The 15,862-nt window shown below is 63.5% G+C and carries 12 protein-coding genes; 6 read left to right on the plus strand and 6 right to left on the minus strand.

The features are described 5' to 3' along the window. The first annotated feature begins 350 nt into the window (after window positions 1-350). Window positions 351-1,205, plus strand: coding sequence for a hypothetical protein (locus EBS11_RS05235; RefSeq protein ID WP_290601056.1), 855 nt, complete (start codon window positions 351-353; stop codon window positions 1,203-1,205). Window positions 1,206-1,213: 8 nt separating this feature from the next. Here EBS11_RS05235 and EBS11_RS05240 read toward each other — a convergent pair whose 3' ends face one another. Beyond that, window positions 1,214-1,489, minus strand: a complete 276-nt coding sequence (locus EBS11_RS05240) for a hypothetical protein (RefSeq protein ID WP_290601058.1) — start codon at window positions 1,487-1,489, stop codon at window positions 1,214-1,216. Window positions 1,490-1,604: 115 nt separating this feature from the next. On the opposite strand from EBS11_RS05240, the gene EBS11_RS05245 reads away from it, so the two are divergent. After that, window positions 1,605-3,914, plus strand: coding sequence for a UvrD-helicase domain-containing protein (locus tag EBS11_RS05245; protein ID WP_290601060.1), 2,310 nt, complete (start codon window positions 1,605-1,607; stop codon window positions 3,912-3,914). A 65-nt stretch (window positions 3,915-3,979) separates the two neighbouring features. On the opposite strand, the gene EBS11_RS05250 is transcribed toward EBS11_RS05245, so the two are convergent. The 3 genes from EBS11_RS05250 to EBS11_RS05260 all read right to left on the minus strand — a co-directional run bounded on the left by EBS11_RS05250 (window position 3,980) and on the right by EBS11_RS05260 (window position 6,207). Further along, a complete protein-coding gene (locus EBS11_RS05250; protein WP_290601062.1) occupies window positions 3,980-4,771 on the minus strand; it encodes a BPSS1780 family membrane protein in 792 nt (263 codons plus the stop codon). A 2-nt stretch (window positions 4,772-4,773) separates the two neighbouring features. Beyond that, window positions 4,774-5,730: a homoserine kinase gene (locus tag EBS11_RS05255; protein WP_290601064.1), complete on the minus strand. Its 957-nt coding sequence runs from the start codon at window positions 5,728-5,730 to the stop codon at window positions 4,774-4,776. Window positions 5,731-5,811: 81 nt separating this feature from the next. Then, the gene (locus tag EBS11_RS05260) at window positions 5,812-6,207 is read right to left on the minus strand and encodes a hypothetical protein (protein ID WP_290601066.1); all 396 of its coding nucleotides are present in this window, start codon (window positions 6,205-6,207) and stop codon (window positions 5,812-5,814) included. 290 nt (window positions 6,208-6,497) lie between these two features. On the opposite strand from EBS11_RS05260, the gene polA reads away from it, so the two are divergent. The 4 genes from polA (at window position 6,498) to EBS11_RS05280 (ending at window position 13,332) form a co-directional block, all read left to right on the plus strand. Then, window positions 6,498-9,257 carry a DNA polymerase I gene (gene polA, locus EBS11_RS05265; protein ID WP_290601068.1) on the plus strand — a complete coding sequence of 920 codons (2,760 nt, stop codon included), beginning with the start codon at window positions 6,498-6,500 and terminating at the stop codon, window positions 9,255-9,257. Between the two features lie 136 nt (window positions 9,258-9,393). Further along, the gene (locus EBS11_RS05270) at window positions 9,394-10,278 is read left to right on the plus strand and encodes a dienelactone hydrolase family protein (protein ID WP_290601069.1); all 885 of its coding nucleotides are present in this window, start codon (window positions 9,394-9,396) and stop codon (window positions 10,276-10,278) included. A gap of 276 nt (window positions 10,279-10,554) precedes the next feature. Continuing rightward, a complete protein-coding gene (locus EBS11_RS05275) occupies window positions 10,555-11,313 on the plus strand; it encodes a ZIP family metal transporter (protein WP_092803150.1) in 759 nt (252 codons plus the stop codon). A 276-nt stretch (window positions 11,314-11,589) separates the two neighbouring features. Then, window positions 11,590-13,332, plus strand: coding sequence for an ATP-binding cassette domain-containing protein (locus tag EBS11_RS05280; RefSeq protein WP_290601071.1), 1,743 nt, complete (start codon window positions 11,590-11,592; stop codon window positions 13,330-13,332). Between the two features lie 82 nt (window positions 13,333-13,414). Here the strand turns inward: EBS11_RS05280 and EBS11_RS05285 are convergent, their stop codons facing one another. Together EBS11_RS05285 and EBS11_RS05290 are read right to left on the minus strand one after the other, a co-directional pair. After that, entirely contained in the window at window positions 13,415-14,920 is a 1,506-nt protein-coding gene (locus EBS11_RS05285; protein WP_290601072.1) for a hypothetical protein, read from the minus strand. 77 nt (window positions 14,921-14,997) lie between these two features. Further along, window positions 14,998-15,852: a sulfurtransferase gene (locus EBS11_RS05290; RefSeq protein WP_290601074.1), complete on the minus strand. Its 855-nt coding sequence runs from the start codon at window positions 15,850-15,852 to the stop codon at window positions 14,998-15,000. Window positions 15,853-15,862: the final 10 nt, after the last annotated feature.

Genomic DNA, 15,862 nt, shown 5'->3' on the forward strand with positions numbered 1-15,862 from the left:
CGGCCGTACCGTGAGTTCCCCTATTTGTCGAGGACAGAGCCTTTTTTTATCCCCGCGCCGGCCGTGCCGTTTTCCATTCATCGCGCCTATCTGTCGTTCAATCCGTCATTCCGGCAATTTGTCGCATGCCGCTGGAGGCCTGGATGGCGCGGCGCTACAGTCAAACCTCGCCGTACCACGGCGGTTTTTGCGGGGGACTCCGACCCCCGCATTTTTTTGCCCGGCGTTTCCGTCCATCGTGCCAGCCTGCCGTCCAGGCGCCCTTTTTTGCAGCCTGTCGCACGGCGCTGGAAGGGTCCGCGGGGCCACGCTACCGTACATGCTCCAACAATATCGATAACGAGGCAGCCATGTCCATTTCCCACCGTTTGATCCTCAGCCTGGCCGGTATCCTGATAGGCGGCAGCGCGCTGGCCGTGCAGCCGCCCGAGCCGCCCGTGCCCCCTGCGCCGCCCGCGCCGCCGAGCAAGCAGATCAACATTTCCATGGGCAGCGGCGACGGCTATGCCCTCGTCGATAGCGACCGGGACAGCGTGACCATGAGCGGCAGCGCCATCGATGGCCAGCAGATCAAGCAGTTGAAGGCATCGATCAAGGGACAATTCCTGTGGTTCCGCGACGATGGCAAGAGCTACGTCACGCAGGACCCGGCGCTGCTGGCCCGGGTCAGCGCGGCCTGGAAACCGTCGCAGCAACTGGGCGAGCAGATGGGCAGCCTGGGCAAGCAGATGGGCGCCCACGGCAGGGCGATGGGCGAGCTGGGCAGTAAGATGGGCAGCCACGGCCTGGCGCAGGCGCGGGTCGGCACGCGTGACGCGGAGCAGCTGCAGGCGCTGGGCCGCCAGCAGCGGGAACTGGGCCGCAAGCTGGGCGAGGCGTCGCGCCGCCAGGCACAGGCTGGCTCGGACAGCGCGCGCCGCGCCGCCGAGCGCGATGTGGAACGCCTGCAGCAGCAGATGGAAGATGCGCAGGACGCCATGGAAGAGATCAACGACCGCATCGCCAGCGCGACCGAGCGCGAGATGGCCAAGTCGGACGCGCTGTCGCGCCAGATGGATGAGCGGGGCAAGCCGATGGAAACGCTGGGCAAGCAGATGGGCGAACTGGGCCGTCAGCAGGAACAGGCGTCGAAGGCGGCCGACCGGACCACGCGCCAGGTCATTGCCCAGGCGCTCAGCGAAGGCAAGGCCAGGCTGGTGCGCTGAAACGGCGCTCAGGTGGCATGCCAGGAGGCGGCCACGGCGCGGTATTGCGCCGGCAGCTGCGCCCTGGCCTCGTCCACGCTGGCGTAGCGTTCATCCTGCACGCAGTCCCACTGCGCATCGCAGCTGAAGCGGTAGACGCTGTTTTCGTCCGCATACTGGCACAGGGCCAGGCCATGGATGGCGACGGGGGCCGCGCCCGCGTCGCCGGCAACATGGCCGAAGGGCAGGGCGGACCAGGCCCACGCGAGGACGCGGGCGCCGTCGATATGGCCGGGAGGTGTCATGGATGCCGCTTTCCTCAACAATACGGGAAGGCCGATTGTAGCGTGCGCGCGGCGGATGCGGCGCGACCGCTGGACAAATGCACAGTATTTTTAGCCATGCCGGTATAATCACGGCATGCAAAATCTTCTTCACAACCTCAATCCCGAACAACTGGCCGCCGTCACCCTGCCGGCGCAGAACGCGCTGATCCTGGCGGGCGCCGGCTCGGGCAAGACCCGCGTGCTGACTACCCGCATCGCGTGGCTGATCCAGACCCAGCAGGTATCGCCGGCCGGCATCCTGGCCGTGACCTTTACCAACAAGGCCGCCAAGGAAATGCTCACGCGCCTGTCGGCCATGCTGCCGATCAACACGCGCGGCATGTGGATCGGCACCTTCCACGGCCTGTGCAACCGCCTGCTGCGCACGCATTACCGCGACGCCGCCTTGCCGCAGACCTTCCAGATCCTCGATTCGCAGGACCAGTTGTCGGTGATCAAGCGCTTGTTGAAGGCCAACAACATCGATGATGAAAAATTCCCGCCGAAGACGGTGATGTACTTCATCAACAACGCCAAGGACCAGGGCTTGCGCGCCACGGACGTGGAAGCCTACGACGCGCACGAGCGCAAGATGGTCGAGCTGTACCAGTTGTACGATGACCAGTGCCAGCGCGAAGGCGTCGTCGATTTTGCGGAATTGCTGCTGCGCACGTATGAATTGCTCAGCCGCAACCAACCCTTGCGCGAGCATTACCAGGCCCGTTTCCGTCACATCCTCGTCGACGAGTTCCAGGATACGAACAACCTGCAATACAACTGGCTCAAGTTGCTGGCCGGCCATGGCAGCCGCGCTGGCGGTGCCCTGTTTGCCGTCGGCGACGACGACCAGAGCATCTACGCCTTCCGCGGCGCCAACGTGGGCAACATGAGCGCCTTCGAGCACGAATTCCAGGTGCAGAACTTGATCAAGCTGGAGCAGAACTACCGTTCGCACGGCCACATCCTCGACAGCGCCAACGTCTTGATCGCCAACAACAGCAAGCGCCTGGGCAAGAATTTGCGCACGGACGCGGGCCATGGCGAGCAGGTGCGCGTGTACGAAGCCAGTTCCGACTTGCAGGAAGCGCAATGGATCATCGAGGAGGCGAAAAGCCTCATCGCCGATGGCGCCTCGCGCAGTGAAATTGCGATTCTGTACCGCTCGAACGCGCAGTCGCGCGTGATCGAACACGCGCTGTTCTCGGCCGGCATGCCCTACCACGTGTACGGCGGCCAGCGCTACTTCCAGCGCGCCGAGGTCAAGCACGCAATTGCCTATTTGCAATTGATGGACAATCCGCACAACGATTCGGCCTTCCTGCGCGTGGTCAATTTCCCCACGCGGGGCATCGGCATGCGCTCGATCGAGCAATTGCAGGCCGCGTCGGAGCAGTACGGCATCTCGCTGTACGCGGCCGTGCCCTACGTGGCGGGCAAGGCGGGCAGCGTGCTGGCCGGCTTCGTCAAGCTGGTCGAGGGCGTGCGCTTTGAAACGCAGCAGCTGTCGCTGCCGGAAATGGTGCGCGTGGTGCTGGAAGCGAGTACCTTGCTGCAGCATTATCAGAATGAAAAGGAAGGCGCCGACCGCATCGAGAACCTGGAGCAGATGGTCAGCGCGGCCAGCCAGTTCATTTCCGAGGAAGGATTCGGCCAGGGCGCACCCGCGCATCTGGGGCCAGCCGCCCAGGCGCAGTCGGGCGCACCCGTCGTCAACCAGGATGGCATCGAGATCCTGGACGCGGACGCGCCGCTGCCGGCCGTGATGTCGCCCCTCTCCGCCTTCCTGTCGCACGCGTCGCTGGAAGCGGGCGATAACCAGGCGCAGGCGGGCCAGGATGCGCTGCAGATGATGACGGTGCACTCGGCCAAGGGCCTGGAATTCGACAATGTGTTCATCACGGGCCTGGAAGAGGGCCTGTTCCCGCACGAAAGCAGCTCGAAGGAAGACAACGGCGTGGAAGAGGAACGCCGCCTGATGTACGTGGCCATCACGCGCGCGCGCAAGCGGTTATACATGAGCTTTTCGCAGACGCGCATGCTGCACGGCCAGACGCGCTACAACATGAAGTCGCGCTTCTTCGACGAATTGCCGGAAGAATCGCTGAAATGGCTGTCGCCGAAGGTGCAGGCGAACTGGTTCGGCAACCGCAAGTCGGCCTGGGACGAGGCGCCCAAGGTGGCCAGCCTGGGCTCGGACAATGCGATTGCGCAAAAGATCGCGCAAAAAGCCACGGGCGGCGGCTGGCGCATCGGCGAATCCGTGGCGCATGCCAAGTTCGGCGAAGGCGTGATCGTCAATATCGAAGGCGGCGGCGGCAATGCGCGCGCGCAGATCAACTTCGGCCAGCACGGCATGAAGGTGCTGGACCTGGGCATCGCCAAGCTGGAGCGATTAGGGCGTTGAGACACGAGCGGTCATAAAAAAAGGGCAGCCTGTGCAGGCTGCCCTTTGTTCATGCGGCGTGAAAATCAGTCGTTCGGCTTGTCCAGCGACACGGTCTTGCTGGCATCGGCGGGCACGCCGAAGATCTGGCGGTAGGCGGCGTAGAACGAGCAATGCATGATGATGGTCAGTATCATCGACAGCGGCATCATCAGCTGCATCATCAGGGGGCTGCGGCCAAAGATGATGGCGAGCAACTGGCTGCTGACGACGCTGATGGCGAACCACGTGGCGGCGAAGACGATGAAGGCCGACAGCGAGCGCCAGACGGCGAAAAAGCTGAAGAACAGCGCCTTGCCCAGGCTGATTTGCTGCCAGTAGATCAGCGGCGCGGCAAAGCAGAAGGCCATGGCGGCCGGCACGTACAGGGCGATGGCCGTCAGGATGGCCAGGCCGATGTTGGAATTGAGGATGGCTTCCTTGGCCGCTTCCTGGTCCAGCTGGCCCGTGACCATTTGCCACAGCACGCCGCCGTCGACGAGGGTGGAGGCGCCGATGGCCACGATGGCCATCAGGATGTACAGCACGCCCAGTCCCAGCAGCACGGGGAAGGCGGGCTTGCGGAAGCCCGAGATCAGCAGGCTGGGCAGGACGCGCTTGCCCTGGTCGATGTTCAGGCAGCCTTGCACGAAGGCAACTGAAAAGACGGGAACGAGGATGACAGGGAGCAATTGTCCCAGCAGGGGCACGATGCTGACGGCCAGCATGCAGAACATATAGCCGAGAAACAGCATCGACATGCCGCCGGGTTGCTTGCGAAACAGGCCGAAGCCTTGTTTCACCCAGAGCCAGCCTGTACTTGCAGGTAATTTTTCCATGTTTAAAACAGTTCCGGAGCAGGTGTGGCAATCCGTTCGCGCAAAATGCGTTCGAAATGCGATGGATCGTGCGGCGTCAGCATTTCGGCGGCGCGCGGCTGGTAGTAGTCGTACAGGCGCGACAGCCAGAAGCGCAGGGCGGCGGCGCGCAGCATCGGCTGCCAGGCCGTTTTTTCTTCCGGCGTGAACGGGCGCACGGCCTGGTAGGCGTCGAGCAGGGCGCGCACTCTGGCCGTGTCGAGCACGCCCGTGTCCAGGTCCACGCACCAGTCGTTGACGGTGACGGCCACGTCGAACAGCCAGGTGTCGCAGCCGGCAAAGTAAAAGTCGAAAAAGCCCGTCAGGCGTTCGCCGTCAAACATGACATTGTTGCGGAACAAGTCGGCGTGCACGGGACCGCGCGGGATGGCTTTATATGTCGCGCAGGCAGCAAAGGCGTCCTGGAAATGGATTTCCGCGCGCAGCAGGTGGGCGCGGGCGTCGTCCAGGTGGGGCAGGACGAGCGGCGTGGTGGCGTTCCACCAGTCGAGGCCGCGCAAGTTCGGCTGCTGCAGGGGGAAATCCTGCGCCGCCAGGTGCATCTTCGCCAGCATGGCGCCGACGGCCGCGCAATGCACTGCTTGCGGCGCCATCTGCGAACTGCCGTCGAGTTTGCTGACGATGGCGGCCGGCTTGCCTTGCAGGGCCGTCACCAGTTCGCCGTCGGCATTGGCGATCGGGGCGGGCACGAGCACGCCGCGGTCGGCCAGGTGGCGCATCAGCTGCAGATAGAACGGCAATTGCTCGAAGCTGAGGTTTTCAAAGATCGTCAGCACATACTCGCCGCGCTCCGTGCTCAGGAAGAAATTGCTGTTTTCGATGCCGGACGCGATGCCCTTGAGGGCCAGAGGCTTGCCAAGTGGAAATTGCGTGATCCATTGGCCGATATCGTCCAGGTGTAGCGCGGTAAAAACTGCCATGGGGAAAAAGAATGAAGTCTAAGAGGGTAAAAAGCCGGCTGCCCCGCGTGTGGCCGGGGCAGGGCAGGTGAGGAGCGCTGCTTATTTCGTCGGTGCGGGCGGGGCCGGCACGTCAGCGGCCTCTTCGTCGTGCTGTTTCTGTTTCTTCTTGCCCAGGTCAAATTCCAGCACCTTCCATTGCGGGCCGCGCAAGGTGGCGCTGTTGGCCGGGTCGGCGCCGGCAGCAGGCTTCATGTAATACGTGCTGCCGCCGCTGGTGACTTTCACTTCGGACGTCACGCCCGCTTCGCGTTTCTCGGTAATCTGCTGTCTGGGTGCCGCCGGTGCCACGGTGATGGGCGCTTCGCCCATTTCCTCGATACGCTCCAGCTGCGGCGGCGCGTCGCTGGGCTTGGCCGGCGTCTGGGCGCTGGCAATGGCTGAGCATGCCAGCAACGGCAGGGCGAGGAATGTCCAGAGTGTCGATGTACGCATCATGATGGGTTCGCTTCCATGTGGTGGACTGCAGAAAATGCAGTGGTCATGCCGTCAATTTATCTATAAGGCATTGTAACAAACTGGTAGGCAATGCTGTTTACTATGCGCGGAAATCGGCCGGGGCGCGCGCCTGCGCGGCCACACGGGGCCGCCAGGGTGGTAAAAAAGGCAAGGGCGGCATGCGTCGCGGCCGGTGGCGCGGCCCCAAACTCTGCGATAATTGGACGATATTCCACCCGCCCGCCGCACTCTTCCCAGGCAGGCGCGGTCCACCTTATTTTATTGGCATTATGCAAAACACCCTGCTGTTAGTCGACGGTTCCAGTTACCTTTATCGCGCCTTCCATGCGCTGCCCGACCTGCGCAGCCCGGATGGGTATCCCACGGGCGCCATGCACGGCATGGTCAACATGCTGCGCCGCCTGCGCGCCGATTACCCGGCCGCCTACATCGCCTGCGTCTTCGATGCCAAGGGTAAAACTTTCCGCGATGACATGTATCCCGAATACAAGGCCACGCGCGCCTCGATGCCGGACGACCTGCGCCTGCAGATCGAACCCATCCACGAAGCCGTGCGCGCCATGGGCTGGCCCATCCTCATGGTCGACGGCGTGGAAGCGGACGACGTCATCGGCACCCTGGCCGTGCAGGCGGCCGCCGCCGGCATGAACGTGGTGGTATCGACGGGCGACAAGGACCTGGCGCAGCTGGTCAACAGCCAGGTGACCCTGATCAATACCATGAGCAATGAAAAGCTCGACGAAGCGGCCGTGCTGGCCAAGTTCGGCGTGCCGCCGAACCGCATCATCGATTACCTGTCGCTGATCGGCGATACGGTCGACAACGTGCCGGGCGTGTCGAAATGCGGCCCGAAAACGGCCGTCAAGTGGCTGACGCAGTACGACAGCCTGGAAGGCATCATGGAAAACGCGGCCAATGTGGGCGGCGCCGTGGGCGAAAACCTGCGCACGGCCCTGCCGTGGCTGCCGCAAGCGCGCGCCTTGATCACCGTCAAGACCGACTGCGACCTGTCGGAACACATGGGCAGCATCGCCGATTCGCTGGCGGCGAAACAGGAAGACAAGGAAGCACTGCTGGCCTTCTTCCAGCGCTACGGCTTCAAGGCCCTGCTGCGCGAGCTGGGCGCGGCGCCGCCGCCCATGTCGCCGGTCGGCGCACCCGCCGCCGGTGCTTCCGCCGCCCATACCACGGGCGACATGTTCGCCGATGCGACGCCGGCGCCTGCCGCCGACTATGAAACCGTGCTGACGGACGCGCAGCTGGACAAATGGATCGCCCTCATCGACGCGGCGCCCCTGACGGCCGTCGACACGGAAACCACGTCGCTCGAACCGATGACGGCGCAGATGGTGGGCATTTCCCTGTCCGTTGCCGAACACAGCGCCTGCTACATCCCGCTGGCCCACGACTACGCGGGCGCGCCGGAACAGTTGTCGCGCGAGCACGTGCTGGCGAAGCTGCGCCCATGGCTGGAAGATGAAAACAAGCCCAAGCTGGGGCAGAACCTGAAATACGACAGCCATATCTTCGCCAACCACGGCGTGACCCTGCGCGGCATCGCCCACGATACCCTGCTCGAATCGTATGTGTTCGAATCGCACAAGAAGCACGACATGGACAGCCTGGCCCTGCGCCACCTGAACTACACGACCATCCCCTTCGAGGACGTGTGCGGCAAGGGCGCCAAGCAGATCACCTTCAACCAGGTGGAAGTGGAGCAGGCGGCCAAGTATGCGGCCGAGGATGCGGACGTCACCTTGCGCTTGCACAATGCCATGTGGGGCAACGTGGCCAATGATGAAAAACTCACCTTCATCTATGAAAAGATCGAGATGCCGACGGCCGTCGTGCTGCAAAAGATCGAGCGCAACGGCGTGCTGATCGACGACGAGCTGCTCAACATCCAGTCGGCCGAGCTGGCCGTGAAGATTCTGGAACTGGAAACGAAGGCGTATGAACTGGCCGAGCAGCCGTTCAACCTGGGCTCGCCCAAGCAGATCGGCGAAATCTTCTTTGAGAAGCTGAAATTGCCGGTGGTCAAGAAGACGCCGACGGGCGCGCCTTCGACGGACGAGGAAGTGCTGCAAAAGCTGGCCGAGGATTATCCGCTGCCCAAGGTGCTGCTGGAATACCGCGGCATGGCCAAGCTGAAGTCGACCTACACGGACAAGTTGCCGAAGATGATCAACGTCACGACGGGCCGCGTGCATACGAACTATGCGCAAGCCGTGGCCGTCACGGGCCGCCTGGCGTCGAACGACCCGAACCTGCAGAATATCCCCATCCGCAGCGCGGAAGGGCGCCGCATCCGCGAAGCGTTCATCGCGCCGCCGGGCAGCCACATCGTCTCGGCCGACTATTCGCAGATCGAATTGCGCATCATGGCGCATATCTCGGGCGACGAAGCCATGCTGCGCGCCTTTGCCGACGGCATCGACATTCACCGCGCCACGGCGGCCGAGATCTTCGGCGTGCCGGCCGCGGAAGTGCAGAGCGAGCAGCGCCGTTACGCCAAGGTCATCAACTTCGGTTTGATCTACGGCATGAGCGCCTTCGGCCTGGCGGGTAACCTGGGCGTGGACCGCACGGCCGCGCAAAGCTATATCGACCGTTATTTCGCCCGTTTTTCCGGCGTGAAACAGTACATGGAAGACACGCGCCAGCAGGCGAAGGCGCGCGGCTACGTGGAAACCGTGTTCGGCCGCCGCTTGTGGTTGCCGGAAATCAATTCGCCGAACGGCCCCCGCCGCCAGGGCGCGGAACGGGCGGCGATCAATGCGCCCATGCAGGGCACGGCCGCCGACCTGATCAAGCTGGCCATGATCGCCGTGCAGGGCTGGCTGGAATCGGACAAGCTGCAGACGAAGATGATCATGCAGGTGCACGATGAACTGGTGCTGGAAGTGCCGGATGCCGAGCTGGAGCTGGTCAAGCGCAAGCTGCCGGAACTGATGGCGGGCGTGGCCGCGCTGAAAGTACCGCTGACGGCCGAGGTGGGCGTGGGCAAAAATTGGGACGAAGCGCACTGATGCGGTGTCGGCTTGCGCGGGGCATGCCCCGCCAGGCCGGCCTACGTGCCAATCAGGAGTGACGAGCAATGACAGTAGGTCGGCTTAGCGCAGCGTACGCCGACATTTCCAAACGCAATACCTTCAGGAGAAACGCATGAGCGACATGATCACCGATTGTGAAAGTTTGCTGGGCCAGAGCAGCTTGTCCGGGCCGGATGGCCGGCGTGGCTTCCTGAAGGTGGCGCTGGGAACGGGCTTTGCCGTGGCCGTGCTGCCCGTGGCGGCGCAAAACGTCGTCAAGACGGACACGGCGGGCTTGCTGACGGGCACCATGTCCGTGATGGTCGATGGCCAGGCCGTGCCCGTGTATGCGGCCCAGCCGGAAGGCAAGACGGGCTTGCCCGTGGTGCTGGTCATTTCCGAAATTTTTGGCGTGCACGAGCACATTGCCGACATGGCGCGCCGTTTCGCCAAGCAGGGCTACCTGGCGCTGGCGCCCGATCTGTTCGTGCGCCAGGGCGACCCGACCAAGGTCAGCAGCATTCCCGAGTTAATGAAAGGCATCATCTCCAAGACGCCGGACGCCCAGGTGATGGCGGACCTCGATGCCGTTGTCGCGTGGGCGAAACAGAATGGGGGCGACACGAGCCGCCTGGGCATCACGGGTTTTTGCTGGGGCGGGCGCATCACCTGGCTGTATGCGGCGCACAATCCGGCCGTCAAGGCGGGCGTGGCCTGGTATGGCCGCCTCGTGGGCGAGCCGACTGCCTTGCAGCCTAGCAACCCCATCGATATCGCCGCCACCCTGACGGTGCCCGTGCTGGGCTTGTACGGCGGCAAGGATACGGGCATCACGCAGGAATCGATCGCGAAGATGAAGGCGGCGCTGGCCAAGGGCGGCAACAAATCGGAGTTCGTCGTGTATCCCGATGCGGGCCACGCCTTCAATGCCGATTACCGCCCCAGCTACGTGGCGGCCGATGCGAAGGATGGTTATGCGCGCTGCCTGGCCTGGTTCAAGCAGCATGGCGTGGCGTGAACGCGGGCGTTAAAGGGTGCCAAACAGCGCTAAAAGCATTTATTTTCAGTAATTTTATCCAACAGTAACGCGAAAGGCGCACCGGGCTGTAAAATGCCCGGTTCGCGTCAATGCAGTACAATTGCATCTTCCCTGCGCTACGCCGTCGCCAAGCGCGCAAAAAATTGAATAATAAGCAATACTATAGTCATCAGGCCAGACGCCAGCATAGCGGGCGCCAGTGGGCAGGCGCCATTTTGAGGTAAGAAAATCATCGATCCCGTCCTTATATCCATTTTGCTCGCGACCACGATCGCGGGCGTGTTCAGCATTACCGCGGCGGCGATCTTTTCGTTTGCATTCCTGTCCAAGGTGGTGGAGCGCATGGTCAGCTTGTCCGTCGGCATCATGCTGTCGACGTCCTTGCTGCACGCCTTGCCGGAAGCGTTCGAGTCGCAGGCCGACCCGCGCAGCCTGTTTGCCACCCTGCTGGCGGGCTTGCTGGCCTTTTTCATGCTGGAAAAATTCGCCATCCTGCGCCATTCGCACCACCACGAAGGCGACGGCCACCACCATGCGCACGGCCACGACAAGCACGAGGCGGGCAAGGCCGGCTGGATGATTTTAGTGGGCGACGGCATGCACAATTTTACGGACGGCATTTTGATCGCCGCCGCCTTCCTGGCCGATCCGAAACTGGGCCTGGTCACGGGCCTGGCCATCATCGCGCATGAAATTCCGCAGGAAATCGGCGATTTCATCGTGCTGCTCAACGCCGGTTTCTCGCGCCTGCGCGCCTACATCTTCAATCTGCTGTGCAGCCTGATGGCGGTGGCGGGCGGCCTGCTCGGCTACTTCACCCTGGACCGCGCCAGCAACCTGATTCCTTACGTGCTCGTGTTCGCCTCGTCCGGCTTCATCTATATCGCCTTGAGCGACCTGATGCCGCAGATGCAGCGCCGCTCCACCTTGCGCGAAACCATCCCGCAGGTGCTCCTGATCGCGCTGGGCGTGTGCATCGTGCTGTTCCTGACGCACAAGCGCCACGGCGGTTGATGCACTGATTCGGTGCCGCAGTACCGCCTATGCTATATTGCCTTTCTGACTAACTTGCACAGAAAGGAGGAAAATATCATGGAAGAAAACTTGTTGCTCGCCTTGTGGCGCGCACGCTCTTTAAGCGCCTTTGTCCGCTCTTGCCCACGTTCTATCGCGCTGCGATAACCTGGCCAGAGCAAAGTTACCCTCCTCTACGAGTCCTTTCCTGGTACTCCGTTGTCGTTAGCGCTCCTGTTAACGCGGATGCTTGCATCCCGAACAAAGACAAGAGCCATGACTACCCTGATCTCGACACAAGCATTACAGCTGGATACCCACGACGGTTTCCTGTTCCATGAACTCGCCTTTACCTTGCGCCAGGGCGACCGCATCGGCTTGACCGGCCACAATGGCTGCGGCAAATCCACCTTGCTGGGCCTGCTCGCCGGCACGCGGGAAGCCACCGCCAGCACCATCCACTATGCCCGCGCCTGCCGCCTGCAGCACGTGGAACAGCACTTGCCGGCGGACCTTGCCAGCCTGAGCCTGTACGACGCCTTGCTGGCCCCCGTGCTGGAGCAGCCCGAGCTGCATTGGCGGGTCGACAGCCTGCTGGCCGAACTGGGCTTCGACCTGGAGACGGCGCAAGTGCCCGTGCACTCCCTGTCCGGCGGCCAGCACACGCGGCTGCTGCTGGGGCGTGCCCTGCTGCAGGAGCCGAACGTGCTGCTGCTGGACGAACCGAGCAATCACCTGGATTTGCCATCCTTGCTGTGGCTGGAGCAATTTCTGTTGCGCTGGCGCGGCGCCTTCATCCTCGTCTCGCACGACCAACGCCTGCTCGACAACGTGGCCACGCGCAGCTGGATCCTGCGCGATGGCCGCCTCTACGATTTCGACTTGCCGTGCGGCCCCGCGCTGGCGGCGCTGGCCGAAGCCGATCTTGCCGCCGCCGCCAGGCATGCGGCCGAACAGAAGGAAATCGACCGCCTGTCGGCCAGCAGCGCCCGCCTGGCCCTGTGGGGCCGCACCTACGACAATGAGGACCTGGCGCGCAAGGCCAAGACCATGCAGCGGCGCATCGATAAATTGAAGGATGCGCAAGCATTCGTCAGCGATGGCGCGCCGTGGCGCTTGAGTCTGAGCGGCAAGGCGCTGGCGGCGGACCAGTTGCTGGCGCTGGACGGGCTGGATGTGCGCGCCGTGCCCGCCTCTCCCGTGCTGTTCCAGGTCGGCCAGCTGTGGCTGAAACCGGGCGACCGGGTCGCCTTGCTGGGCGCCAACGGCAGCGGCAAGTCCTCCTTGCTGCGCTTGTGCTGGCAAGCCATCCAGGCGGGGGAAGAACGGGCGGACTTGCGCTACCACAAGGCGGCAAGCATCGGCTATTACGACCAGTCGCTGCGGCAGCTGGCCGACGACGCGGACTTGTCCGACGCCCTGTACCCGTTTGCCGCGCAGAACGAGGCTGCCCGCAGCCAGGTGGTGCGCAGGCAGGCGCTGATCGGGGCCGGTTTCCCGTATGCGCGCCATGGCCAGACGGTGGCCACCCTGAGCGGCGGCGAGCGGGCGCGGCTGCTGTTCCTGGGCCTGTCCCTGGCCAGCTACCACTTGCTGCTGCTCGATGAACCCAGCAACCACCTGGACATGCAGGGCAAGGCGGAGCTGGGGTTGGCCCTGCGCGGCTTCGAAGGGGGCTGCCTGCTGGTGTCGCACGACCGCGACCTGATCGAAACGGCTTGCAACCGTTTCTGGGTGGTGGCCGATGGCCGGCTGGAAGAGTGGCTTGACGCGGCCAGTGCGTATGCGCGGCTGAGTCTTGAGGATGGGCAGGCACCAGCGTGCGCGCCGCGCGTGGAAACGGCTGCGCTTGCGCTGGCGCAAACCGGCGTCGATGTGCAATTGGAGCGTTTGTGCGAGCTGGAGCAATTGCTGGCGCAAGACCTGGCGAGAAAACCGCGCCACCAGAAGCGGGCCAGCCAGCAGGCGTGGCAGGACGAGATCGCGTATTTGAACCGCGCTTTGGGCATCATGCCCTAGTACGGTGCCGGCGCCCGTGGCAGCTTGCCGATGATGGCGTCCACGGGCGGCGGTGGCGCGTTGCAACTGGTGCAGGCCTGCATCAGGACCGCGTTTGCGCCAGGCGCCGCAGTTCAAGCAGTGCGTTGCCGTATTCGGCGTACATCACCATGCCGGTGGCAACCGTCTTTTCAAAAAACTCCCTGGCTTTGAGGCGGTCCTGCTTCAACAGATAGTATTGGCCGACATTAAAATACGCTTCGCACAAGGACAGCAGGCGCTCATCCCCCGTCATTGTGTCGGCTGCCGCCAGCACTTGTTCCGGCGTCGAGATGCCGGTGAACAGGCCGTAGGCGGGGCGCGGCCAAGCGCCTTTGGCGTCGGCGTTCAATTCCTGCCTGAGCGCGTCCGGCAAGGCGAGTCCGGCAGAAGCCAGCGTCCACAGATACCACAGCCTGGCATACGGCTGTGCCTCCATGTTTGCCGCCGAGATGGCCAGCGGTTCCAGGTCGTCGAGCGCGCGCCGGTATTGGCCCATCTGGTAATAAGTCTGGCCGCGCTGGTAAGCGACTTCGTAGGCATCGTAGCCCAGCAGCCGCGCCTGTTCCAGCTGTTCGATGGCAGACTGGAATTGTCCGCGCTGCACCTGGATCGATGCCAGCGTCATATGGTAGACAGCCGTTGACGGTCGCAGCGCCAGCGCCTGCGTCACGTCCGCCCATGCCAGTTCGGTTTGCTGCAGATCCGCATGGGACGAGCCGCGCAACCAATACGCTTCGGCCAGTTGCTGCTTGTCTTCCGGCTTGCGCGCGATGGTCGCGCTGTGATCAGCGATCTCTTTTTCCACGCTGCTGCGCATGCGCTGGCCCGGCGTATTGGCCTCGGTGCCCGGTTTGTTGCTGTTGATCCACATTTCCGGAACACTGAAGGAACCGCCCATCATCTTGCTGATGTGTTGCAGTTGCGCAAGAAATTGGTCCAGGTCGCGCGCCGGCACCGAATCGCCGAGGAAAGTGAGTTCCAGCGCGATGCGCGCCACATTGCCGCGAAATTGCTGGGACTGTTTGTAAGTGAAGAAATCGCCGTCGTAGCGCGTGGTGGTGGGGTCGAGCAAACCGCTGACATTGTCAGGCAGGTTGATCTGAAAGGTGTAGGTCAGCGTCTTGCCCGCGCCTGGCAAGACAAACGGGACGCCGCGCGCGGCTTCGTCCTTGATATGCATTGCTTGAACGAAATTCACCGGCATGAATGCGAAGATCCAGCCTTTTCCCAAGGCGGTCGCGGCATGCTCGATCGTGTAGCGGTCGACCATCGTGATGTGCGCGCCAGGCCGGTAGTCGGCCAATTCTGCGGTCCCAAGGCGTTGCGCGCCCGGATAGCGCGCCTGGGTCATTGCCTGGTCCGCCTGCGCATAGCCGGCCATGCGCGTCGCTGCGCCTTCCTGCACCTTGTCCGCCAGCATGCCATCGTAGCTGTTGCGTTTTTCAAGCAGCACTGGCTGGTCGAATGCCCTGACGGTCATGGTTTCCTTCAGTTCATACGCGGCCAATGGTTTTTGCGCGGCGGCAGGCAGGCTGAATGCCAGGCATAAGCTGGCCAGTACGCTCAAGGCGGATCGTTGCATGAATCATTCCTGATGATGATAGAGTTCAGCGATATGGCGCCGTACGGCGCCGCGTCACCGGCTTATGCCAGGCCAGTCGCCACGGGCCTGGCCGGATCGGCGCACCATTCGCTCCACGAGCCCGGATACAGGGCCGCGCCGGGCAAGCCGGCCACTTCCAGGGCCAGCAGGTTGTGGCATGCCGTCACGCCGGAGCCGCATTGCAGGATGGCCGTTTCCGGCTTGCTGATCAGGCCGGCGAATTCCTTTTCCAGTTCAGCCGCGTGCTTGAAGCGCCCGTCAAGTTGCAGGTTATCCTTGAAGAAACGGTTTTTCGCGCCGGGAATATGGCCGCCGACAGGGTCGATGGTTTCATTTTCGCCGCGGTAACGGTCGGGTGCGCGCGCGTCGAGCACCTGCAGTGCCTGCGTATCCAGGTTGGCGATGACGTCCTGCACGGTGACGGTGCGCGTCAGGCTGGCTTGTTCCGTGAGGTTGCCGGCAGGGCGGGGCGCCACGGGCGTGACCAGGGGCAAGCCTTGCGCCTGCCAGGCGGCCAGGCCGCCGTCGAGCACGGCGACGGCCCCGTGGCCCACCCAGCGCAGCAGCCACCACAGGCGGGCGGCGAACATGCCGCCCTGGCCATCGTAGGCCACCACTTGCGTGTCGTCGCTGATGCCCCAGCCGCGCAAGGTGGCCAGCAGGGCATTGCGCTCGGGCAGGGGGTGGCGTCCCGTGAAGGCGGGGCCGCGCACCGTCTTGGGGCCGGACAGGGCCGTGTCGATATCGGCGAACTGCGCGTTCTGGATATGCCCGGCGGCAAAGGCGTCGCTGCCGGCCGTGGGATTGAGCAAGTCGTGGCGGCAATCGAGGATGACCCAGTTGCTGTCATTCAGGTGGCTGGCCAGTTCGCTGGCCTGGATCAAGGTGGTGTACATCAGGAACGCT

This window comes from Janthinobacterium sp., from assembly GCF_009923995.1.
In the GTDB taxonomy this organism is placed as follows: domain Bacteria; phylum Pseudomonadota; class Gammaproteobacteria; order Burkholderiales; family Burkholderiaceae_D; genus Janthinobacterium.